This is a genomic window from Streptomyces sp. NPDC004051 (genome assembly GCF_053604275.1).
The window spans coordinates 22,150-43,131 of record NZ_JBSGHG010000010.1 but is presented as its reverse complement, the minus strand read 5'-3'; the positions used below and the strand labels follow the sequence as shown (position 1 = coordinate 43,131).

Here is a 20,982-nt window from a genome sequence, read left to right as displayed (position 1 = left end):
CTCGGATCAGGACATGGCCGGCCTCGTCGTCCGCCCGGTCCCACCGGATTTCCCGCATTGGCATGGACCTGACGCTCTGGCCCCGCTAGGCTCTGCCCAACTCCGATGAGAGCGCTCTCAGACGTGGTTGTTCCACCCCCACCTTGCTGGAACGACGAAGGGCACCTTCCCATGAGACGCACCCGACTCACGCATGCCTGCGTGGCCGCCCTGCTCATGCTCGGCAGCTGGACCGCGGCCGGCACCCTGCCCGCCTCGGCGAGCGACACTGCCGGATCCGCCGGATCCGCCGCCCGGGCCGATTCCGCGCCGGCCTCCGCGGCCCTGCTGCAGGCGATGCAGCGGGACCTCGGCCTGTCCCCCGCCCGGGCCGAGGCGCGGCTGGCCGCCGAACGACGGGCCGCCGACCTCGAAACCGAGGCCGTCGAGGCCGCCGGATCCGCCTACGGCGGCGCCTGGTTCGACACCGGAAGCGAGAAACTGACCGTCGCGGTCACCTCGGACGCGGACGCGTCGACGGTCCGTGACCTGCGCTCCTCCGGCGCGACCGTCCGCGTCGTCGAGCACAGCGCACAGCGACTCGACGCGGCCAAGTCCCGGCTGGACCGCCTCGACGCGCCTTCGGGTGTGAGCAGTTGGTCCGTCGATCCGACCGCCAACACGGTGGTGGTGAACGTCGTCGAGGGCGAACGGGACGACAACGATGTCCTGCGGTTCCTCTCCGAGGCCCGCGAGGCCGGACCGGTCACCGTGCGCACCGTGGAGGCCGCCGCGGAGACCTTCGCCGCGGGAACGGTGGGCGGCGACCCCTACTACACGGGCAACGTCCGCTGTTCCATCGGCTTCTCGGTGCACGGCGGCTTCGTGACCGCCGGGCACTGCGGCGGCGTGGGCGGCCAGGTGCGGGGCTGGGACGGCTCGTACATCGGCAACTTCCAGGGCTCCTCGTTCCCGGGCAACGACTACGCGTGGGTCAACGTGGGCAGCGGCTGGTGGACGGTCCCGGTGGTGCTCGGCTGGGGCACGGTCCCCGACCAGCTGGTGCGCGGATCGAACGAGGCTCCCGTCGGCGCCTCCATCTGCCGCTCCGGGTCGACGACCCGCTGGCACTGCGGCAGGGTCCTGGCCAAGAACGAGACCGTCAACTACAGCCAGGGCGCGGTGCATCAGATGACGAAGACGAGCGTCTGCGCCGAACCCGGCGACTCGGGCGGCTCGTTCATCAGCGGTGACCAGGCGCAGGGCGTCACCTCCGGCGGCTGGGGCAACTGCTCCGGCGGGGGCGAGACCTGGTTCCAGCCGATCAACGAGATCCTGGGCCGCTACGGCCTGACCCTGCACACCGCCTGACTCCGCAACACCGCCCGACCCGCTCCCGGCGGAACGGAACGGCAACGGCGCAAGCCCGGTTCCCGAACACGAGGTTCGGGAACCGGGCTTGCGGTGGAGCGCTGGGCAGGCCTTGCACCTGCATTTCCCCGCAGGAAGCGGGGCGTCTTTCCTTGGACCACCAACGCACGGCCTGGCTCCGGGAGTTCCGGCGCCTTGACGTGTGTCAATCATAACCACACTCGCCCCGGGCAGTCACATCGGCCGGGTGGGCAGCGCGGAAGGCGGTCCGGTGGGCGCGGTGGCGCCGTCGGTCAGTTTCCGATCGGCACGGCTCGCGGCATCACCCCCGTCCGCTCCGCCCCGCCCGCGCCGGAGCGGGTGCCCGCGAAGTTCCTCTCGACCTCCGCCTTCTCCGCCGCGTTCGGGTAGCGGTTGGTGCACGCGGTTCCCGCGCTGGAACCGGACATCAGGCTGGAGCAGGGGCCCGGCTTGCGGTCCGGCAGGCCCAGGATGTGCCCGAGCTCGTGGGCCGAGATGCGGATCGTGTCGTATCCCTGGTTCACGGCCTGGCGGCCGATGTAGACGGTGCCGCCGCCCAGGCCGGCGGGCAGGGCGCGGGGCCAGCCGTTGTCCGCCAGGACCCTGATATCGGCGCGCTGCCCGGACGCGGCCGGGCGGAGTTCCACGGCGGCGACGCTCTCGTTCCAGACCGCCGCGCCGCGGTCGACGGCGGACCTGAACTCCGCGGAGCCGCTCGCGTCGTAGGTGAGCACGCGGGCGGCCAGGGACTGCTCCGGCACACCGGACGGGGCGGCCACGGCCTGGCCGCCCGACAGCAGGGGGAAGGACATCACCAGAACCGTGGCCAGGCTTCCGGTCAGCGTACGGATGCGCATGGTCGACCTCCTTGTGGGGGAAGGGCAGTCGTGCTCATGACACTCAGAGCCTCCCTGCCCGTCGGGCGAGGGCGGCAATCCGTCAATCGGCCTCGCCCGTCCGACCACGGTCCCCCGGGATTCAGAAGCCGTGTCGCTGAGTCCTGTGCGAAGGATCGGTTGGACTTCCGGATCACTCGGGGGCAGTGTGGACAGGGTTCCCACGTCCCACGGGACATTCCTGCATCGCACCCGGAGAACACCAGATGAACCACGTCATCAATCCCGAGCGCTACGACGGCACCATGCGCTACCGGCGCACCGGGCGTTCGGGACTCGACCTCCCCCTGCTGTCCCTGGGCTACTGGCACAACTTCGGCGACGACCGGGCCTTCGAGACCCAGCGTGAGATCGCCCTGCGCGCCTTCGACCTCGGTATCACCCACCACGACCTGGCGAACAACTACGGTCCGCCCTACGGATCCGCGGAGATCAACTTCGGCCGGCTGATGAAGCAGGACCTGGCCCCGTACCGGGACGAGCTGGTGGTCTCCACCAAGGCGGGCTGGGACATGTGGCCGGGCCCCTACGGCCAGGGCGGCGGCTCGCGCAAGTACCTGCTCGCCTCCCTGGACCAGTCGCTCAAGCGCATGGGCCTGGACTACGTGGACATCTTCTACTCCCACCGGCTCGACGCCACCACTCCCCTCGAGGAGACCATGGGCGCGCTCGACACCGCGGTCCGCCAGGGCAAGGCCCTGTACGTCGGCATCTCCTCCTACGACGCCGAGCGCACCCGGCAGGCAGTCGCCATCCTCCGGGACCTGGGAACTCCGCTGCTGATCCACCAGCCGTCGTACAGCATGCTGAACCGCTGGATCGAGACGGAGGGACTGCTGGACGTGGCCCAGGAGGAGGGCTTCGGAATCATCGGGTTCACCGCGCTGGCGCAGGGTCTGCTGACCGGCCGGTATCTGGACGGTGTGCCGGAGGGTTCGCGGGCCACGCAGGGCAAGTCGTTCGACGCCGCCTGGCTGACGGACGACATGCTGCGCCGGCTGCGCGCCCTCAACGACATCGCGGCCCGCCGCGGGCAGACGCTCGCCCAGATGGCGCTCGCCTGGGCCCTGCGGGACCGGCGCGTCACCTCGCTGGTCATCGGCGCGTCCCGCACCGAGCAGCTGGAGCAGAACGTCGCCGCGCTGGAGAACCTGGACTTCAGCGACGAGGAGCTGGCCGAGATCGACAAGTACGCCACCGACGGCGGCGTCGACCTGTGGCGCGAGGCCCGTCTGGGCACCATGGGCTGAGCCAGGGGGTGTGCGCCGCGGCGGAAGGGGAACTGCCACGGAGTGGGCCGCGTTCCGCGGCCACGGTGGCCCCGGCCCTCGGGACGGCCCGATGCAGACCTTCCTGCCCTATCCCGGCTTCCACGAGTCGGCGTCGGTACTCGACCGGCGCCGGCTCGGCAAGCAGCGGGTGGAGGCCCTCCAGGTCCTGCGCGGCCTCATCGTGCCCGGGTACGGATGGCGCCGGCACCCCGCGGTCCGCATGTGGACCGGCTACGAGGAGGCGTTGGTGCGCTACGGCCTCGAGGTCTGCCGGGTCTGGCGCGACCGGGGGTACCAGGACGGCTGCGCCGCCACGCTCGTCGCCGGTCTGGCCACCGTCCGGCCCGGCGCGCCGGTGCGCGGTCAGCGGGAACTGGCCGAGGCGGGGGAACTGCCGCCCTGGCTCGGGGACGACGCCCTGCACCGCAGCCACCGTTCGGCCCTGGTGCGCAAGGACCCGGCCTTCTACGCGGGGTGTTTCCCCGGGGAGCCGGACGACCTGCCGTACGTCTGGCCGGCCTCCGACCGTTCCCCCCGGTTCCTCCCCGACTGAGGCCGCCGTCCCGCCGCCCTCGCACCGCACCGTCCGGCCCGCCCCGACGTTCCCCTCGTGGGGTCCGCCGGGGCGGGGGACGGACGGTGCGGTGCGCCTATCGCCCGGACAGGTACTCCTCGACGCCCGGGGCGGTGTGCGCCTCCTCGGCGTTCACCACCCTGCCGACCGCCTTCGCGTCGGGCTTGAGCACGTACGTCTCGACGCTCGCCGGACGGTCGGCCTCGGAGAAGTTCTGCGCGGTGCCGAGGCCGGTGTCGGCGTTCTTCTGGGAGCGGTGCGCCGTGACCACGTCCTCGCGGCTGAGGCCGCCCGCCTCGCAGGCCGCCTTCAGGTCGGCGCCCATGAGCTGCGCGGCGTTGTAGCCGGAGAGCACTCCGGAGTCGACCGGCGAGTCCGGGTACTTCTTCTTGTACGACGCCACCATGCGCTGCACGCCCGGCAGTTCGGAGCTGACGGCGGGCGCGGCGCTCACGATGTGCAGCATGGCCGCCAGCGCCGGTGCGGCGGGGGTCTCCATCAGCTGGGGCGCGTAGCCCGGCGCGCTGCTGACGACGGGGACGCGCAGGCCGCGGGAGGCGGCGACGCCGACGAGGGAGGCCGTCTGGGCGGGTCCCGCGCTGATCAGGACGGCCTTCACACCTTCCTTGCGCAGGGCCGAGACCTGTGCGGACAGGTCGGTGTCCGTGGCCTGGATCTTCTGGCCGGCCACCTTCAGCCCGGCCTGCTCCGCCGCCCAGGTGGAGCCTTCCAGCGCGTTGGCGCCGTAGTCGCCCTCGAAGTAGACGTGGCCGATGGTGTCGCCCTTCTTCAGCCCCTCGGTGCGGGTGAGGAAGTCGACCGCGGCGATCATGTCGACGTCGTAGGTGGTGCCGAGGACCTGGATGGCCTCCTTGCCGAGCAGGGAGGCCGCCCAGGCCTGCGGGAAGGTGAGCATCTTGTCGCGCTGGATGTCGTCGAGCAGGGCGGCGACGACCGGCGAGCCGATGACCTGCGGCAGGGCGACGACGTCCGGGGCGATGTCGGCGTAGGCGGTGACCGCCTTCTGCACGTCGTAGCCGTGGTCCTTGACGACGATCTCCACCTCGCGGTCGCAGATGCCGCCGTCGGCGTTGGTCTCCTCGGCCCACATCTGCTGGGCCTGCACGATGCTCTTGCCGAGCGTGGCGTAGGGGCCGGTCAGGTCGGTGAGGGCGCCCAGTCTGATGGTCTCGGCGCTGACGCCGGGGCCGGTGCGGAAGCCGTCGGCGTCGTCGCCGCCCCCGTTGCCGCCGTCCGCCTTGGAGCTGCATCCGGTGGCCGCGAGCAGCAGGGCGAGGGCGCCGGCGAGCGCGGCGGGGGCGGTGCGGCGCCGGTCGCGGGGCCGGTGATGGGTGGTGTTCACGGGGTGTGCTCCTTGGATCGTGCGGCTGCGGCCGGGTGCGGGGGTGAGGAAACCGGGCCGGCCGGGCCGGCGGAGTCGGCGTGGCCGGCAGGGTCTGCCGGGTCCGTGGCGGGGGCGTGGTGGCGGCCGCGTCCTACGCGGTCGCGGAGCCGACGGGCCAGGCCGTGCAGCCCGTCGGGCGCGTACAGCAGGACGAGGACGATCGCGGCGCCGTAGAGGTAGCGGGCGGCCTCGGTGGGGCCCACGGAGCCCTCCCCCGAGCCGGGGGCGGCCACCAGCGGGAGCTGGTCGGCGTAGCGGGTCATCAGCAGCGGGAGCGCCGTGACGAACACGGCGCCGGCGGTGGCTCCGGCGACGGAGCCGAGCCCGCCGATGACGATCATGGCGAGGTAGTCGACGGAGAGGACCAGGGAGAAGTAGTCCGGGACGACCCGGCGGAAGGAGAGGGCGAGGAGCACGCCCGCCAGGCCGGCGTACAGGGAGGACACCACGAAGGCCGCCGAGCGGTGGCGGGCGACGTCGACGCCCATCACCGCCGCCGCGGTCTCGCTGTCGCGCAGGGCGGCCAGGGCCCGCCCGGAACGGCCGCGCAGCAGGCCGCGGGCGGTGAACCAGGTGAACGCGAACAGCGCCAGGCCCAGGAACCACAACCGTTCCTCCGCGCCGAACGGCACCCCGAGCACGGTCAGTTCGGGGTCGCTCTCCGCGAAGGTGAAGCCGCCGAGGGTGAGCGGGGGCACGGAGCGGCCGTTGAATCCGCCGGTGACGGAGTCGGCGGTCAGCAGGACGTGGTGGCCGAGGAAGACCAGGGCGAGGGTGGCGATGCCCAGGTAGATGCCCTTCACCCGGGCGGCGACGGGGCTGAACAGCCCGCCCGCCGCTCCGGTGAGCGCCACGGCGAGGAGGGCGGCGAGGGCCGGGGGCAGTCCCGGTCCGGGCTCGCCCGCCAGATAGGCGTAGCCGTAGGCGCCGACGGCGAGGAAGAAGGCGTGGCCGAGGGAGAGTTGACCCGCCGTGCCGGTGAGGAGGGCGAGGCCGACGGCGCCGATGGCCGCCGCCATGGAGAACAGGCCGATGCGGAGCCAGAAGGCGTCCAGGTAGAACGGTGGGAGGCACAGGACGGCGGCGAGGAGCACGATGCGGACCGGGCGCCGGGTGAGGGCGCCGAGGAGGCGGTCAGACACGGGCCGCTCCCTTCGCGCCGAACAGCCCGGCGGGCCGTACCAGGAGCACCAGCAGCATCACGGCGTACGGGGCGACGTCGCCGAAGCCCTCACCGAGGACGTGCAGGTCGGACTGGTGGCCGACGACCAGCGCCTCGGTCAGGCCGATGAGCAGGCTGCCCGCGAGGGCGCCGGCCGGGGAGGCCAGCCCGCCGAGGATCGCGGCCGGGAACGCGTTGAGGGCGATCTGGCCGGTGGTGCGCTCCAGGCCCGGTGCCGGGAACGCGGCGAGGAACACCGCGGCCAGCGCGGCGAGCGCGCCCGCCAGGCACCAGGCGCCCGCCCGCACCCTGCTGAGCCGTACGCCCATCAGGGCGGCGGCCTCCAGGTCCTCCGCCGCCGCCCGCAGGGACAGCCCCCACGAGGTGAACCGGAAGAGCGCGAACGCGGCGCCGATGACCACCGCGGACACCACGATCGCCGCGAGCCGGCTGTCGGCGACGGTCACCGGCCCCAGTTCGGTCACCGCGTCGCCCCACGGGTCGCCCAGGGGCAGCAGGTCGCCGCCGATGCGCCGGGCCAGGTCGGTCAGCAGGACGATGTCGACGCCGATGGTGACGATGGTCTGCACATGGGCGGAGTGCGCGTCCTGGCCGCCGCGTTGCAGCAGGAACCGGTCGAGTGCGCCCGCGAGGGCCGCGGTGGTGAGGACCGCCAGCGCCAGCGCGCCGGCGAAGCCGAGGTCGTCGTGGAGGACCGCGGTGAGGTACCCGCCGAACAGGAGCAGGGAGCCGTGGGCGAAGTTGAGGACGCCGGACGCCTTGAAGATGACGACGAAGCCGAGTGCGACCAGCGCGTAGACCGCGCCGAGCGCGACACCGCCGAGGATGTTGTCCAGGAACCCGGTCATGCCGCGTCCTCCCCCTGGGTGTCGGTGCCGAGGTAGGCGCGCAGCACCTCGGGGTCCTGGCGGACCTCGTCGGGGGTGCCGTGGGCGATGGGTCGGCCGAAGTCGAGCACGGTGACGTCGTCGGCGAGCCGCATGACCAGCCCCATGTCGTGCTCCACCAGGACGACGGACAGGCCGAGTTCGGAGCGCAGTTCGCCCACGACCTGGGCCGTGCGGGCGCGTTCGGCGGAGTTCATGCCCGCCACCGGTTCGTCGAGCAGCAGCACGCGCGGTTCCAGGCAGAGGGCGCGGGCGAGTTCCACCCGCTTGCGGTCACCGTACGACAGCAGCGCCACGGGGCTGTCGAAGTGGGCGCCGAGACCGGTCAGTTCGGCGATCTCGCGGGCTCGGGCGAGGTGCTCGCGCTGTTCCCGCACGGCCCGCGGCAGACGCAGCGCGCCGGCGGCGAAGCCTGCGCGGGACAGGGCGTGGCGGCCGAGCATCAGGTTGTCGGCGACCGTGCCGTGGGTGGTGACGATGTTCTGGAAGGTGCGGGCCACCCCGAGCGCGGCGATGCGGTGCGGGGCGAGCCGGGTCAGCTCGGTGTCGCCGAGTGCCACCGTGCCGGCGGACGGACGGCACAGCCCGGACAGCACGTTGAAGCAGGTCGACTTGCCGGCGCCGTTGGGGCCGATGAGCGCGTGCACCGTGCCGGGTTCGACGGTGAAGGAGACCTCGTCGAGCGCGGTGAGTCCGGCGAAGCGCACGGTGACGCCCCGTACGTCGAGCACGGGGGGCGCGGGCGGTGCGGCGGTGGTGCGGTCGTTCACGCGGCCCCCTGGTCCTCGGTGGCCTCGCCCAGGTAGAGGCGGCGTACGGCGTCGGTGCGGGCGAGTTCGTCGGCGGGGCCGGACAGGCGGGTCTCGCCGACCTCGAGGACATGGGCGTGGTCGGCGAGGGAGAGCGCCATGCCCGCGTTCTGCTCGACCAGGAGCACGGCGATGCCCTGGCTGTTGATCTCGCGGATCACCTCGGCGATCCGCTGCACCATCTGCGGCGCGAGGCCGAGGGAGGGCTCGTCGAGGAGCAGCAGCCGGGGGGCGGCCATCAGGGCGCGGCCGATGGCGAGCATCTGCTGCTCGCCCCCGGACAGCAGGCCCGCGGCCTGGTGGGTGCGTTCGGCGAGCCGGGGGAAGAGCGCGAACACGCGCTCCCGCGCCTCGTGGACCTGGTCCCGGCCGCGCCGGCCGAGTCCCAGGCCGCCGCTGCGGAGGTTCTCGTCGACCGTGAGCCCGGCGAACACCCGCCGCCCCTCGGGGACCTGTACGACGCCGGTGCGCACCGCCGTCACCGGGTCCTTGCCGTCGAGCACGGTGTCGCCGTAGCGGATGCGGCCGGCCGTGATCGTGCCGCGGTGCAGGCGCAGCGTGCCGGAGACGGCGCGCAGCAGGGTCGTCTTGCCCGCGCCGTTGGCGCCGAGCAGGGTGACGACGCCGCCGTGCGGCACGGTCAGGGAGACGGAGCGGAGGGCGGACAGGGCTCGCCCGTACGTCACGTCGACGTTCTCGACGCGCAGCGCGGGCCGGTCGTCCGGTGGTGCTTGGGGCATCACGGCTCCTCGGGGCCGTACCGCACGGCGGCGACGGCTTGGACGGCAGGGGGAGCTCACGACACCACGGGTGCGAACGGCCGGTACAGGCTCCGGGCGCCGCTCGCTGCGCCGTCCCAACGGGGGCTGCCACGGGTTGTGCGGCTGCCCAGGGCGAAGTCAGCCGCGGGCGCGGAGGTAGGCCTCCAGTTCGGCCGCCCCGGTCAGCATGGCCCGCCCGCGGGCGGACAGCCGGCCGTGCCAGTCGTGCAGTGCCGCCTCCAGCGGCTCCGGCCCGCCCGCCGACCGCACCTGCGCGACGATCGGGGCGATCTGCTCCAGCAGGTAGCCACCCCGCCTGAGTTGGTGGGCCAGCCGGGCGTCCCGTACGTCGGCCTCCTCGTAGACGCGGTAGCCGGTCACCGGGTCGCGGCGCGGGCTCACCAGCCCGGCGCGCTCCCATTTACGCAGTGTCGCGGGCCGGATGCCGAGCTCCTCCGCCAGCGGCCCGATGAACCGTCCGCCGGTCCCGGACACCGCCGTGCCGGGTCCGGGCGCCGCGGTGGAGGCCAGGTCGCCGAGGGCTCGCTCCACCGTCTGCAGGGTCCGCCGGTCGTCGAGCAGTCGGGCGTGGCTCTCGTCGACGGTCAGCAGGGCCTCGTCGACCGCGCCCCGGTTCACGGCCCGCATGATCGACGTCGCCACCGCGTGGCCGTGGCCGGGTACCAGGGCGAGGAAGGTGCGCAGGGCACGCGCGTGCAGCGGGGTGTAGGTGCGGTAGCCGTGGGGGGTGCGGTCTGCGGGCGGGAGGATGCCGGCCTCCTCGTAGTTCCGGACCGCCTGCGTGGACAGACCGTGCCCGCGTGCCAGGTCGATCGGCCTGAGCCGCTCCGCGTTTTGAAGGTTTCGCCCCACGGATCCGATGATATCGCGGGAAAGTCTCCACCGTGAGTTCAACGATAGCGTTGAGGGCATGGCTACTGACCTCAAGGACACCACTCGTGCCGTGACGGCCGCCGCCGTCACGGAGCTGCTCGGGGCCCGGCCGCGGGTGCTCGCCCTCGGGGAGCCCACCCATGGCGAGGACACGCTGCTCGACCTGCGCAACGACGTCTTCCGGCAGCTCGTCGAGCAGAAGGGCTACCGGACCGTGGCGATCGAGAGCGACTGCCTGAGGGGCCTGGTCGTGGACGACTACGTCACCTCGGGCACGGGCACCCTCGACGAGGTCATGGAGCACGGGTTCAGCCACGGGTTCGGCGCGTCCGCGGCCAACCGCGAACTCGTGCGCTGGATGCGGGAGTACAACGACGGCCGGCCCGCGTCCGAGCGGCTCCGCTTCGCCGGTTTCGACGGCCCGCTGGAGATCACCGGCGCCGCGAGCCCCCGGCAGGCCCTCACCGCACTCCAGGGCTTCCTCGCCGCCCTGCTCGCCCCGGACCTGCTCCCCTGCACCGCGGAGACCCTGGACCGGCTGCTCGGCGCCGACGACCGGTGGACCCATCCCGCCGTCATGACGGACCCGGCCCGGTCCGTGGGACGGTCGGCCGAGGCCGGGGAGCTGCTGCTGCTCGCCGACGACCTGGTGGCGCTGCTCGAGGCCGAGACACCGCACCTGATCGCGGCGACCTCGCGGGACGACTGGGAGAGGGCGCGCCTGTACGGGCGCACCGCCACCGGCCTGCTGCGCTACCACTCCTGGCTGGCCGACACCTCATCGGGCCGCATGACCCGGCTGCTGGGCCAGCGGGACCGGATGATGGCCGACAACCTCCTCGCCCTCGCCGAACGGGGCCCGACCCTGGTCTTCGCGCACAACGCCCACCTCCAGCGGCACAAGAGCACGATGCGCATGTGGGACCAGCCGCTGCTGGAGTGGTGGAGTGCCGGTGCGCTCGTGAGCGCCCGCCTGGGCGAGGAGTACGCCTTCCTGGCCACGGCCCTGGGCACGATCCGCCACCGGGGAGTGGACACCCCGCCCGCGGACAGCCTCGAAGGACTCCTGTACGCGCTCCCGGAGGACCGCCGCCTCGTCGGCGGCGCCCGGCTGGCCGGCCTCCTCGGCGACCGGCCGCCCGTCCGCCGGGAGTCCCCCTGGTTCGGCTACATGTCCCTCGACCCGGCCCATCTGGCCGGGATCGACGGGGTGGTGTTCGTCAAGGACGTTCCTCAGGTCCGGTGAGCGGTCGGCGCGGGAGGAGTCTGCGGGCGGTCAAGGCGAGGGTGACCTCTACCAGGTCGAAGGGGCGGGACAGGGAGCGCCCCGTCAGTTGTTCGTAGCGGCGCAGGCGGTTGAGGACGGTGTTGCGGTGGCAGTACAGCCGTCTGCTCGCCCGCTGGGCCGAGCCGTCGCAGGCCAGCCAGGTGGCCAGGGTGTCCAGCAGGACCTCCGCGTCGGCGGGCTCGAGGTGCGCCAGCGGGCCGAACAGCCGGTCGGCCAGCGCGCTGCCGAGATCGGGGGACGACACGACCAGCGCCGCCGGCAGGTGTTCCGTCAGCCGGACGGTGCCGCCGGTCTCCGGGCACAGGCTCAGCGCGGTGTCCGCCAGCCTGCGCGCCTCCCCCACCGCCGCGAGCCCTTCGACGACGCTGCCGACCCCCACCCGTACGCCCGGCGGCTGCTCGTCCGCCACCACCGGCTCCGTGCCGTCGTCGACCCGTACGATGCCGTGGTCCGCGTCCACACCCGTGTGCCAGTGCACGCGCACCCCCGGAGCGAGGACCGCTCGGGCACCGGGACAGGCGGTGGGTCCGCCACCGCCGACCGCGACGACCACGTACCGTGCCTGCTCCGGCAGCTCCAGTGCGAGCGCGGCCTCGGGCAGGTCGGCGATCCTGCTGGTTCCGTCCAGCAGCGCCGCGGTCAGCAGCCGCACCCTGTTCTCCCGCCGCCAGGCCAGTTGCCGCTCGGTCTGCCGGTAGGCCTCCGCCACGACGGTGCAGTGCTCGTCGACGAAGTGCCACACGTCCGACGCCACGTGCACCAGCAGCCGTACGTCCTCGGGGGCGGTCCGGGAGGTCTCCTCCACCAGGCCCTGCCACACCAGGGAGCCGCCGAGGCGGAAGGCGTGCAGCACCGCGTCCAGCGGCAGCCCCTGCTCGGCGCGCGTGGCGCCGATCTTCCAGGAGCAGCGGCGCGCGGCGTCGCGGGCGCCGCGCGGGTCCAGCAGCGAGGAGATGCTGTGCCGCAGCGAGCGGTGCACCTCCTGCCAGATCTCGGTGGCGTCCTGCTCGACCGCCGACCGGTAGGCGGGCTCCTGGTCCTGGAGCACGGCGACCAGCTGGTCGGCGAGGCGGGGCAGGTCGTCCAGCAGCACCCGGGCGGCGCGGTGCAGCACGCGGAGCGCGTCGGCGTCGATCAGTGACCGCACCCGCGGAACCCATGACCGCGGCGCGGGTGCGGGTGCGGGCACGGGGCGGGGCAGGCCACGTGGCCGTACGGCGTGTCGCATCGCACATCTCCCCCAGGGTCGGCTTCCCGGCGGCGCCCGCGCGGCGGTCCGCGTACCGGCCAGCGGCCGGCCGCGGAGCCCGTGGGCGGCCGCCACCTGACTCGTCCTGCCCCGAAGGATCGCATACCGTCCGGTCGGTCCCTAGAGGTGTGCACCGGCCTTTTCCGCCTGTTCGACCAGCCGGACGAGCTCGACCCGGGAGCGGACGCCGAGCGTCGCGAAGACGTTGCGCAGGTGGTAGTCGACGGTGCGGGTGCTGACGGACAGGCTCAGGGCCACTTCCCGGTTGGTGGCGCCCTCGGCGACACGCCGTGCGATCCGTAGTTGCTGCGGGGTCAGCCGGGCCAGGTCCCGCCCCTCGTGCCGGGGCGGCTCGCCGGCTCCGGTCCCGCCCGGCGCCGCGCCGCCCGCGCGCAGTTCCGCGCCCGCCTGACGCGCCCACAGGTGCGCGCCGCAGCGCTCGAAGTCCACCAGCGCCTCCCCGAGCCGCGCCCGTGCCTCACGCAGCCGGCGCCGGCGGCGCAGCCACTTGCCGTGCAGCAGTTCGGTGCGGGCCCGTTCGAAGTCGCCGGAGGTCTCGTCGTGCCGGTCCAGGGCCCGCAGGTACAGCTCGTCGGCCGCCTCCGGCGGGGCCAGCAGGGCGCGGCAGCGCAGGAGTTGGGCGGGAGCCTGCGGGTCGGCGCCGCACCCGGCCCACAGCGCGAAGTCCTCGACCACCGCGCGGGCGTGCTCGGGCTGTCCCGCCAGTGCGGCGGCCTCCACGAAGCAGGGGACGGCGAGCATCCACACCGCGAAGTGCCCGCGCCGCGCGCCGGGGCGCACCAGCGGGCCGAGCCGGTCGGCGGCCTCGCGGGGGCGGCCCGCGCCCAGGTCGGCGCGGGCCGCCGCCCAGTGGGCGAGCATGGCGGCCTGCGCCAGTCCGTGCCGCCGGGCCGTGGCGAGCGCGGTCGCCGTGTGCTCGGCGACGCGTTCCTGCGCCCCCTCGATCGACGCCGCGAGGGCCAGCACCGCGTGGTGGTGGGCGGCCGTGTTCCGCTGCCCGGTCCGGCGCGCGGCGCGCAGCCCCTCCTCCGCGTGGGTCCGGGCGAGTGGGTGGCGGCCGGCCCGCAGTTCGGCGTAGGCCAGGTACTCCAGGGCCCTCGGTTCGAGGGCGGCGGTCCGCAGGGTCCGGGCCGCGGCCAGCGCCCGCGCCCCGGCCCGGCGGGCGGCGGTCACGTCGCCGAGCATGAGGGCCGCGGCGGCCGAACGCAGCAGCCGCTCGGGCTCGGCGGCGGGGCGGCCGCGGTCCACCACCCGGGTCAACGGGGCGGCGGCGAGGTCGAACCGCCCCTGGAGGACCGCCCGCATACCGTCCCGGTGGTCGCGGAGCAGGGCGACCGCGCCGTGGTTCCCCGTCCGGGGCGGGGCGGCCGGGTCTTCGGTCCCGGGCGGGGCGGTCGTGTCTCCGGTGCCGGACGGGGTCTCGTGGGCGAGGGCGCGCAGGCAGGCCGCCGGGTCGCCCGCGGCCCACGCCGCGTCCGCCGCGCCGAGGACCGCCGCACCGGACTCCGCGGGGCTCGGGTCCGCGAGGAGGGCGGCGGCGAGCAGGAAGGACTCACGGGCGTCGTCCACCGGACCGTCGGCCAGGAGCACTTTGGCGCGGAGCAGTTCGGCCCGGCCCCGCACCGGGGCGGGCGCCGGACAGGTCACGGCGGCGTCGAGCAGCCGCAGGGCCTCGGGCGGATGCCCGGCGAGCAGGGCCTGTTCCGCGGCGGCCGTGTACCGCTGGGCGCGCTCCGTGTCGTCCGGTGTCAGTTCGGCGGCACGCACCTGGGCCGTACGGCGCACACCGGGCGGCAGCCCGGACGTCGTGTCGGCCGCGGCGGCGGCCAGTTCCGCGGCCAGTCCGGCATCGGGGCCCGGGACGGTCCACGAGCGGTGCAGCAGGGCGGGCACGCCGTGCGGTACCGGGAGCGCCCCGGCCAGCGCGCGGTGCGCGGCGCGGCGGCGTTCGGGCTGCGCGCCGGCGTACACCGCCCTGCCGAGCAGCGCGCTGCGGAACCGGATCCGGCCCTCGATGAGCACGAGCAGGTCGGGCAACTCCTCCGATGCGAAGGGCGTTTCGGCGTACGGCACCGGTACGTCGGTGGCAGCCGCGCCCGACGCCTCCCCCCGTCCTCGGAGTACGGCCGCCGCCCGCCGCACGAGCGACGCCTCCGCGTCCGGCTCGCCCGTGACACGTGTCGCCGCCGCGACCGACAACAGCAGGTCGGCGTGGTCGGGCGGCACACCGGTCAGGCACCCGCCGGCGACGGCGGCCAGCGTCCCGGCGTCGGCCGGCGGGCGGGGCAGCGCGCGCCGGCCGCGGAGCTGGGCGGGCGAGAGACGGTGGGCCAGGGCCACCAGCAGTGCGGGATTGCCCTGCGCCTCGGTCACCAGTTCGTCGCGGACGGCGGGATCGACGGCGCCGTCCGTCAGGTCGTGCAGGAGTCCCGCCGCGTCCCCGGGCGTGAGCGGGGCGAGTTCCAGCACCGGCAGCCCGGCCAGCTCCGGGTCCACGGGCCGGTGTCCCGGGACGGTGAGGAGCAGCCCGACCCGGTGGGCGTCGTCCGCCGCGTGCAGGCGTGCCGCCGCCCTGCCCAGCACGGCGCGCGAGGCGGGGTCCCACAGGTGCGCGTCGTCCACGCACACCAGCAGGGCCGAACGGGCCGACGCCTCGCGCAGGACGTCCAGGAACACCTCGTCCGCCGCACCGTCGTCGGACAGGCGTGCGCAGCGGCCGGCGGTACGCAGGAGGGTGCGCAGACCGCTGTGCGGGTGCGGGCTCCGGGCCGGATCGGCTCGGACGTGCCACACCGGTCCGGTGCGGAAGGAGCGCGCGGCGAACTCCAGGAAGGCGGTCCGTCCGCCGCCGGGTTCACCGGTCACGACATGGGCACCGCCATCGGTGCGCAGCCCGTCCAGCAGCACGGCGAGCGACTGCCGTCGGGGCCCCGGGCGGTACCGGAGCCGAGCGGGTCCGAGGATCGTCTGTCCGGTCATCTCCGCGACGTTACTCATGCGTAAGAAACGGCGGAAGGCATCCGTCCGCACGCACGGACCGGTCCAACCACCGCTCCACCAGCGGATTTTCGTCATGGACGCGAGGAACGGAGTGTGCCGCGGACCAATCCGGGCGGCCCTCGGCGGTGCACCCGCACAACGCCGGTGGCGGCCCGCACCGTGTGCGGGCCGCCACCGGGTCGAGGTCCGGTGGAACCTCAGGACGTGTGCGGGCAGTTGCCCCGTGCCTCCTCGATCGTCAGGCTCCGCTGCGGCAGCGGGCACAGGAACCGCTCGTAGCGGGTGTCGTCGTCGATGAACCGCTTCAGCCACGAGATGCTGTACTTCGCGATCGTGGTGTTGTTCGAGTTGGGCGTGAAGTGGGTGGCGTTGTTCAGTTCCAGGTAGGCCCGGTCGAGGGAGGACGGCAGACCGGTGTAGAGGGGCTCGGCGTGGGTGGAGACCGGGGCGACGGTGTCGCCGTCGGCCCCGAAGATCAGGGTCGGGGTGCGGACCTCGGGCCAGGTCTTGTCGAGGTTCCAGGGCGTCAGCGGGATCGCCGCCTGCAGTGAGGGGCGGTCCTTCGCGGCTTCGAGGGTGCCGCCGCCGCCCATCGAGTGGCCCATGACGCCGAGGCGGCTGCTGTCGATGCGGCCGCGGACCGCACTGCTCTGGGTCAGGTAGTCCAGCGCGGCCAGCAGCTGGTCGCCGCGGGAGGCCGGCTGGTCGAGCGTGGTGTTCGTGTCGATGGTGAACACCACGAAGCCCTGTGAGGCCAGGCGCGGCCCCAGCCAGGCGATGGAGGACTGGTAGGCGGTGAAGCCGGGCGAGACGGCGATCGCGCCGAACGTTCCGTCGGCGGTGCTGTTCGGGTAGTAGATGGTGCCGCCGCCGAAGCCCCTCACGGAGAGCGAGGAGACGGAGATGTCGGAGACGGAGTAGGGGCCGCGCAGCGCCTCGATGCTGGATTCGGTCGGCGCCGGACCGCGCTCGTAGGGGTTGTCCGCGGCGTGGGCGCCGGGACCGGTGAGGGTGCTGAGGCCGACGACGGCGGCGACGGCCGCGGCCAGCGCGGCGAACCGTCCGGTTCTGCCGGGCCGGGTGCTGGTGTGGGGATGCTGCTGCACGACGAGTGGTCCTCTCTGTCGCGGCGAGCCACCCGGCGGCCGGTGCACGGGGTACGGCATGGAACGTGGGAGTGACCGTGCGCCGGCCGTGGGCGCCGCCTCGGGGACTGGCGGTTGCCACTGTCGGTGCGGAAGGGTCCGGCGCGGACCGGCAATCTCACCGGTCTCGTTCGGCCGCCTCGTCGCGCCGCTCCCCGGGCCCGTCGGCCCGCCCCTCCGCGGTCGGCCCTGTCTGCCGGAACTTCACCCGCATGGCCCTCTCCGGGAGTCGGTTCGGCCCGCGCGTGCTCGGATGGAAGCGGCCTGCCTACCCGGAGGGAGCTGGAATGCACGAGATGTGGTGCGGTGCAGACACTTCGGGGGAGCCTGTGTGGCATGTCCTGACCACGGACAAGAGGACCACGCTGTGCGGGGTGGAGAAGGAGGAGGAGACCCGTCGGCGGCACGCGACGGACCGCCACTGCTTTCCCTGCATGCAGTCGTTCCAGGAGGTCGTGGAAGCCCGCTGAAACCGCCCGCCGCACAGGTGGGACGCCTCTGCTCCCGGCACTGCCCGTGCCGGGAGCAGATCGGTGGTGCGCGTACCCGCGCGGGCGGGATCAGCGCGCGTCGGGCGCCGTGACCGTTGTGGCCGCCGTGAACGGCAGCAGGAGCCGGGAGGGGTGCGCGGCGTCACGGTAGATCTTGTGGGTGACGGGGCGGCCCACCGGCAGGTGGAAGGCGTCCGGCGGCAGCAGGGCGTTGTGCTCGTCGGCCAGCGGCTCGGCGTTGGAGAGCTCCACGACCAGCTTGTGGCCGGGCAGGAACGTCGCCGCGAACGGGTAGACGCGCAGCACGTACTCCTCGATCTTCCCCGGCTCGACCGGCACCGCACGCGTGTGCGGGTGGTAGGGGTCGCCCTCCGTGGTGCGCTCCTCGTCGAGTTCGCGATGCGAGGCCTTGAGGTAGGCGGTCGTGATGAGCTGGCGCTTGCCGCCCGGGGCCTCGTCCCACATGCGCAGGATGAAGTTGGTGTCGGGCTGGTCGATCTCCGCGAAGAGGTGCGCCGCGCCCTGACCGATCATCTCGGTGGGCTCGGTGAACGGCTCGGTGCTCCAGCTGAGCATCTCCACCTTGTCGGTCACCGTCAGCGGCGCCTGGTAGAAGCCGTCGGGGGCGGCGTGCTCGGCGCCCATCGGCTCGGGCTCGAAGGAGAGCTTGCGGCGCGGGCGGAGGTAGAGCGCCTTGTGCTCCACCTCCTTCGGCGGCCACTGCGCACCGGTGACGTACTCGCGCGAGCCCTCGACGTGGACGGTGACGGCGGGCTCGTCCATGACGCCGTTGTCGATGCCCTTGATCCAGTGGTCGTACCAGCGGAACATCTTGTCGTGCTCTTCGATGAAGGGGCGCGACTGCATGGGCGGGTAGGGGCCGATGTCCAGCTTCTTGGGGCCCTTGAGGCGGTTGAAGAGCTCGATGGTGCCGTCCAGCGTCCAGCCGCGGCCCTGGTCGATCTGGAGCCAGACGGGGATGTCGATGTTCGGCGCGAGCGTGACGGGGTTGCGCTCCTCGTACCACTCGCCGTCGACCTCGTTCATCACGATGTCGAACCAGGCCTCGTGGTTCTTCGGGTAGTTCAGCACGTGGACCAGGTTCGGCCAGGCGGCCACGTCCGGGTCCTTCAGCCGCTCGGCGACGCGTTCCTTGATCTCCTCGGGGGAGAAGGTCTCCAGCATGCGGGACTTGACGCCGTCGGTGAAGGCCCAGCCGGAGTCGCCACCGCGCCCCTCGCGGGCGGCGCGCGGCATGAACCACATGACGCCGCCGTGGTAGGTGGTCTCGTAGAAGTCGTAGTGGCCGCCGCTGACGAAGATCGCCTTGAGGCTCGGCGGCCGCTCGGCCGCCGCCAGTACCTGCATCGAGCCGAAGTAGGAGATGCCGATCATGCCGACGTTGCCGTCGCACCACGGCTGCCGGGCGACCCACTCGATGAAGTCGTACGCGTCCTGACCGAGCGACACGCCACCGGCGTTGTAGTTGCCGATGTGCTCGCCCTCGGAGTCGCCGGAGCCGCGCAGGTCGCCGATGACGTGGACGTAGTCCTCCTGGACGACGCGTGCGATGTCGCCGGCCTCGATGCAGCCGTCCCACATCGGGCTGGGGCGCCGCTGCGGTGGCGTGGTGAGGGCGAGGGCCTGCAGTTCCTTGCCGTACGGGCTGAGCGCCACGAGCGCCGGACGCGGCTTGTCCTCGACGCCGCTGTAGGTGTCGGCCGCCAGCATGACACCGTCGCGCATCGGGATCCGGAGATCCTTGCGGACGGCGATCTGCTGCCCGCCCGCCTGGATCGTCTGGAAGTCAGTCATGAGTGCGAAGCTCCTGTACTACGAGTTCTGGTCGTGCTGCGTGCGGTAGCCGTGCATCGTGGTGAAGAACGGCGACGGCTCGAGCGTGGGGTCGCCGGTGTAGCCGAGCTCCTCGGCGGCGCGGGCGAACGGTGAGTACGGCGAATCCGTCTCCTCCAGGCCGGCCTCGAGGCAGCCGTGGGCGGCCTCGGCGACCCGGCCCTCGGCGGCGAGGCTCTGGTCGATGGCCTCCCGGGCCTGTACGGCGTCGAGCTCGACGCCGTACGGCGTGCCGTCCGCGCGGCGGTACGGGTGCCCGAGGTACAGCCGCTGCGGACGGATCTCGTCCCGCAGGTACTCGAGACCGGCGCGGTAGGCGGCCGGGTCCGTGTAGCCCGGGAAGCCGTTGGCGGCCCCGTGGACCTGTACGGAGTCGCCGACGAACACCGAGCGCTGTCCGTCGACGACGTAGGCGACCGATCCGGGCGTGTGGCCCGGTATCGAGTGCGCCGAGACGGTGACGCCGCCGCCCAGCGAGAGGGTCTCGCCGCCCTCGATGAGCAGGGTGGGCTCCATCTCGCCGGAGATGACGGCCCGCGCGGCGGCCGTCACCTTTGCCTCTCCCCCCGGGTCGGCCAGGTACCGGCCCCGTCCCGCGAGGTACTCCTCCACGTGGGCCCGCCGTGAGCGGAGCATCGGGGCGTCGGCCTCGTGGATCACCACCTGTGCGCGCCGGCCGGTGAGCTCCCACAGGGCGTGCGCCCCGCCGACGTGGTCGATGTGACCGTGGGTCAGCAGGATCCAGCGCACGTCCTCGATGCGGCGCCCGATCGCCTCGAGCGCGGGAACCATCCCCTCGGCGGGCGAGGAGGCGATCCCGGTGTCGACGACGGCCGGCTCGGGTGCGTCGATGAAGAAGCTGTAGAGACCGAACCGGCCCCACGGCGAGACCAGGGGGTGGACGGGAACTGCGTGCGTCATGGCCCTCTTTCTGTGCTGGTACGCGGCCGGCCGGATCAGCGCCGGCCGAGGAAGTCGCGCGTCTCGGCGAAGACCTCGTGGTACTCCGGGATCCAGGAGAAGTGCTGGACGAATCCGTGGCCCGCTCCCTCGTACCGGCTCACCGTCGCCTCCACGCCGGCCTCCCGCAGCCGCCGCCCGTAGAGCTCGCCCTCGTCGCGCATCGGGTCGTACTCCGCGGTGACCACGAGGGCCGGCGGCAGCCCGGTGAGGTCCGCCCGCTTGATCGGCGAGACGAGCGGGTCCGCGGGATCCGCGCCGCTGTCGATGTAGAAGGCGTTGAAGGGCTTGAGCCCCGCCGTCTCCAGGCCGTAGCCCACGGCGTTCTCCCGCAGCGAGGCATAGCGGTCGACGTCGAAGTCCAGGTCCAGCGAGGGGTAGTAGAGGATCTGGTGCGTGATCCGGTCGAAGCCGTCGTCGTGTGCCTTGGCCGCGACCGCGGCGACGAGGTTGCCGCCGGAGCTGTCGCCGGCGACGGCGAGCGTCGTGCCGTCCCAGGCCAGGCTCTCCCCCTCCTCGGCGACCCACCGCACGACCGCGTAGCAGTCGTCGAGGCCGGCGGGGAAGGCGGCCTCGGGCGCCAGCCGGAAGCCGACGGAGACGACCTTGAGCCCGGTCTCCTTCGCCAGTGAGCGCGCGACGTGATCGTGCGTGTTCAGGCTGCCGAGGAAGAAGGCACCGCCGTGGAAGTAGACCAGCACGCCGTGGCGGTCGGCCTCGTCCGGTGTGTAGATCCGTACCGGCACCTCGCCCGACGCCGTCTTCGCGGTCACGTCCTCGACCGCGTGCAGCGGCAGACGCTCCTCGGGGGGAGCGACGTGCGCCTCGTCCCCGGCGCGCATGGCGGCCGGGTCGAGCGGGCCCTCGGGCGGCGTCGGCAGACCGGCGAGGAACGTGGCGATCTCAGGGTGCAGGGGCATTCC

At 73.5% G+C, this 20,982-nt stretch carries 18 protein-coding genes; 5 read left to right on the top strand and 13 right to left on the bottom strand.

Annotated elements, in window-relative coordinates:
- Window positions 1-171: 171 nt before the first annotated feature.
- A complete protein-coding gene (locus ACWEQO_RS13600) occupies window positions 172-1,350 on the top strand; it encodes a S1 family peptidase (protein WP_361459669.1) in 1,179 nt (392 codons plus the stop codon).
- Between the two features lie 293 nt (window positions 1,351-1,643).
- Here the strand turns inward: ACWEQO_RS13600 and ACWEQO_RS13595 are convergent, their stop codons facing one another.
- The gene (locus ACWEQO_RS13595; RefSeq protein WP_361459670.1) at window positions 1,644-2,228 is read right to left on the bottom strand and encodes a snapalysin family zinc-dependent metalloprotease; all 585 of its coding nucleotides are present in this window, start codon (window positions 2,226-2,228) and stop codon (window positions 1,644-1,646) included.
- A gap of 245 nt (window positions 2,229-2,473) precedes the next feature.
- On the opposite strand from ACWEQO_RS13595, the gene mgrA reads away from it, so the two are divergent.
- Together mgrA and ACWEQO_RS13585 are read left to right on the top strand one after the other, a co-directional pair.
- A complete protein-coding gene (mgrA, locus tag ACWEQO_RS13590; protein ID WP_361459671.1) occupies window positions 2,474-3,517 on the top strand; it encodes an L-glyceraldehyde 3-phosphate reductase in 1,044 nt (347 codons plus the stop codon).
- 91 nt (window positions 3,518-3,608) lie between these two features.
- On the top strand, window positions 3,609-4,091 hold the full coding sequence (locus ACWEQO_RS13585) for an MSMEG_6728 family protein (protein WP_452982371.1): 483 nt from the start codon (window positions 3,609-3,611) through the stop codon (window positions 4,089-4,091).
- Window positions 4,092-4,188: 97 nt separating this feature from the next.
- Here the strand turns inward: ACWEQO_RS13585 and ACWEQO_RS13580 are convergent, their stop codons facing one another.
- The 6 genes from ACWEQO_RS13580 to ACWEQO_RS13555 form a co-directional block, all read right to left on the bottom strand.
- Window positions 4,189-5,475, bottom strand: coding sequence for an ABC transporter substrate-binding protein (locus tag ACWEQO_RS13580; protein ID WP_452982368.1), 1,287 nt, complete (start codon window positions 5,473-5,475; stop codon window positions 4,189-4,191).
- Complete coding sequence (locus tag ACWEQO_RS13575) at window positions 5,472-6,659, bottom strand: branched-chain amino acid ABC transporter permease (protein ID WP_452982365.1); 1,188 nt, start codon at window positions 6,657-6,659, stop codon at window positions 5,472-5,474. Before ACWEQO_RS13575 ends, ACWEQO_RS13580 begins: the two co-directional genes overlap by 4 nt.
- Window positions 6,652-7,548 carry a branched-chain amino acid ABC transporter permease gene (locus tag ACWEQO_RS13570; protein WP_452982363.1) on the bottom strand — a complete coding sequence of 299 codons (897 nt, stop codon included), beginning with the start codon at window positions 7,546-7,548 and terminating at the stop codon, window positions 6,652-6,654. Before ACWEQO_RS13570 ends, ACWEQO_RS13575 begins: the two co-directional genes overlap by 8 nt.
- Window positions 7,545-8,357, bottom strand: a complete 813-nt coding sequence (locus tag ACWEQO_RS13565) for an ABC transporter ATP-binding protein (protein WP_452982360.1) — start codon at window positions 8,355-8,357, stop codon at window positions 7,545-7,547. The genes ACWEQO_RS13570 and ACWEQO_RS13565 overlap by 4 nt, the downstream gene beginning before the upstream one ends.
- Window positions 8,354-9,136, bottom strand: coding sequence for an ABC transporter ATP-binding protein (locus ACWEQO_RS13560; RefSeq protein ID WP_452982357.1), 783 nt, complete (start codon window positions 9,134-9,136; stop codon window positions 8,354-8,356). The genes ACWEQO_RS13565 and ACWEQO_RS13560 overlap by 4 nt, the downstream gene beginning before the upstream one ends.
- 159 nt (window positions 9,137-9,295) lie before the next feature.
- Window positions 9,296-10,030: a TioE family transcriptional regulator gene (locus tag ACWEQO_RS13555; RefSeq protein WP_452982354.1), complete on the bottom strand. Its 735-nt coding sequence runs from the start codon at window positions 10,028-10,030 to the stop codon at window positions 9,296-9,298.
- Window positions 10,031-10,088: 58 nt separating this feature from the next.
- Here ACWEQO_RS13555 and ACWEQO_RS13550 point away from each other — a divergent pair, with 58 nt between their 5' ends.
- On the top strand, window positions 10,089-11,297 hold the full coding sequence (locus ACWEQO_RS13550) for an erythromycin esterase family protein (protein ID WP_452982351.1): 1,209 nt from the start codon (window positions 10,089-10,091) through the stop codon (window positions 11,295-11,297).
- On the opposite strand, the gene ACWEQO_RS13545 is transcribed toward ACWEQO_RS13550, so the two are convergent.
- The 3 genes from ACWEQO_RS13545 to bdeA form a co-directional block, all read right to left on the bottom strand.
- Window positions 11,272-12,567 (bottom strand): helix-turn-helix domain-containing protein, encoded by a 1,296-nt coding sequence (locus ACWEQO_RS13545; protein ID WP_452982348.1) that lies wholly within the window; start codon window positions 12,565-12,567, stop codon window positions 11,272-11,274. The two genes, ACWEQO_RS13550 and ACWEQO_RS13545, sit on opposite strands and share 26 nt — an antisense overlap.
- Before the next feature lie 141 nt (window positions 12,568-12,708).
- Window positions 12,709-15,588, bottom strand: a complete 2,880-nt coding sequence (locus ACWEQO_RS13540) for a LuxR C-terminal-related transcriptional regulator (protein WP_452982345.1) — start codon at window positions 15,586-15,588, stop codon at window positions 12,709-12,711.
- Between the two features lie 218 nt (window positions 15,589-15,806).
- Window positions 15,807-16,715: a bis(hydroxyethyl) terephthalate hydrolase gene (bdeA, locus tag ACWEQO_RS13535; protein WP_361459682.1), complete on the bottom strand. Its 909-nt coding sequence runs from the start codon at window positions 16,713-16,715 to the stop codon at window positions 15,807-15,809.
- 368 nt (window positions 16,716-17,083) lie between these two features.
- Between bdeA and ACWEQO_RS13530 the strand changes: the two genes are divergently transcribed.
- The gene (locus tag ACWEQO_RS13530; protein WP_361459683.1) at window positions 17,084-17,224 is read left to right on the top strand and encodes a hypothetical protein; all 141 of its coding nucleotides are present in this window, start codon (window positions 17,084-17,086) and stop codon (window positions 17,222-17,224) included.
- A 90-nt stretch (window positions 17,225-17,314) separates the two neighbouring features.
- Here ACWEQO_RS13530 and ACWEQO_RS13525 read toward each other — a convergent pair whose 3' ends face one another.
- The 3 genes from ACWEQO_RS13525 to ACWEQO_RS13515 are packed head-to-tail and all read right to left on the bottom strand — an operon-like array spanning window position 17,315 to window position 20,979.
- Window positions 17,315-19,060: a CocE/NonD family hydrolase gene (locus ACWEQO_RS13525; protein ID WP_452982341.1), complete on the bottom strand. Its 1,746-nt coding sequence runs from the start codon at window positions 19,058-19,060 to the stop codon at window positions 17,315-17,317.
- 18 nt (window positions 19,061-19,078) lie between these two features.
- A complete protein-coding gene (locus ACWEQO_RS13520) occupies window positions 19,079-20,020 on the bottom strand; it encodes an MBL fold metallo-hydrolase (protein ID WP_452982338.1) in 942 nt (313 codons plus the stop codon).
- A gap of 35 nt (window positions 20,021-20,055) precedes the next feature.
- Window positions 20,056-20,979 (bottom strand): alpha/beta hydrolase, encoded by a 924-nt coding sequence (locus ACWEQO_RS13515; RefSeq protein WP_361459686.1) that lies wholly within the window; start codon window positions 20,977-20,979, stop codon window positions 20,056-20,058.
- Window positions 20,980-20,982: the final 3 nt, after the last annotated feature.

What these genes read in the sequence shown, in the direction of transcription:
- ACWEQO_RS13600 (WP_361459669.1), top strand. Translation starts at nt 172, where the DNA reads ATGAGACGCACCCGACTCACGCATGCCTGCGTGGCCGCCCTGCTCATG.
- ACWEQO_RS13595 (WP_361459670.1), bottom strand. Translation starts at nt 2,228, where the DNA reads ATGCGCATCCGTACGCTGACCGGAAGCCTGGCCACGGTTCTGGTGATG.
- mgrA (WP_361459671.1), top strand. Translation starts at nt 2,474, where the DNA reads ATGAACCACGTCATCAATCCCGAGCGCTACGACGGCACCATGCGCTAC.
- ACWEQO_RS13585 (WP_452982371.1), top strand. Translation starts at nt 3,609, where the DNA reads ATGCAGACCTTCCTGCCCTATCCCGGCTTCCACGAGTCGGCGTCGGTA.
- ACWEQO_RS13570 (WP_452982363.1), bottom strand. Translation starts at nt 7,548, where the DNA reads ATGACCGGGTTCCTGGACAACATCCTCGGCGGTGTCGCGCTCGGCGCG.
- ACWEQO_RS13560 (WP_452982357.1), bottom strand. Translation starts at nt 9,136, where the DNA reads ATGCCCCAAGCACCACCGGACGACCGGCCCGCGCTGCGCGTCGAGAAC.
- ACWEQO_RS13550 (WP_452982351.1), top strand. Translation starts at nt 10,089, where the DNA reads ATGGCTACTGACCTCAAGGACACCACTCGTGCCGTGACGGCCGCCGCC.
- ACWEQO_RS13545 (WP_452982348.1), bottom strand. Translation starts at nt 12,567, where the DNA reads ATGCGACACGCCGTACGGCCACGTGGCCTGCCCCGCCCCGTGCCCGCA.
- ACWEQO_RS13540 (WP_452982345.1), bottom strand. Translation starts at nt 15,588, where the DNA reads ATGACCGGACAGACGATCCTCGGACCCGCTCGGCTCCGGTACCGCCCG.
- ACWEQO_RS13525 (WP_452982341.1), bottom strand. Translation starts at nt 19,060, where the DNA reads ATGACTGACTTCCAGACGATCCAGGCGGGCGGGCAGCAGATCGCCGTC.
- ACWEQO_RS13520 (WP_452982338.1), bottom strand. Translation starts at nt 20,020, where the DNA reads ATGACGCACGCAGTTCCCGTCCACCCCCTGGTCTCGCCGTGGGGCCGG.
- ACWEQO_RS13515 (WP_361459686.1), bottom strand. Translation starts at nt 20,979, where the DNA reads ATGCCCCTGCACCCTGAGATCGCCACGTTCCTCGCCGGTCTGCCGACG.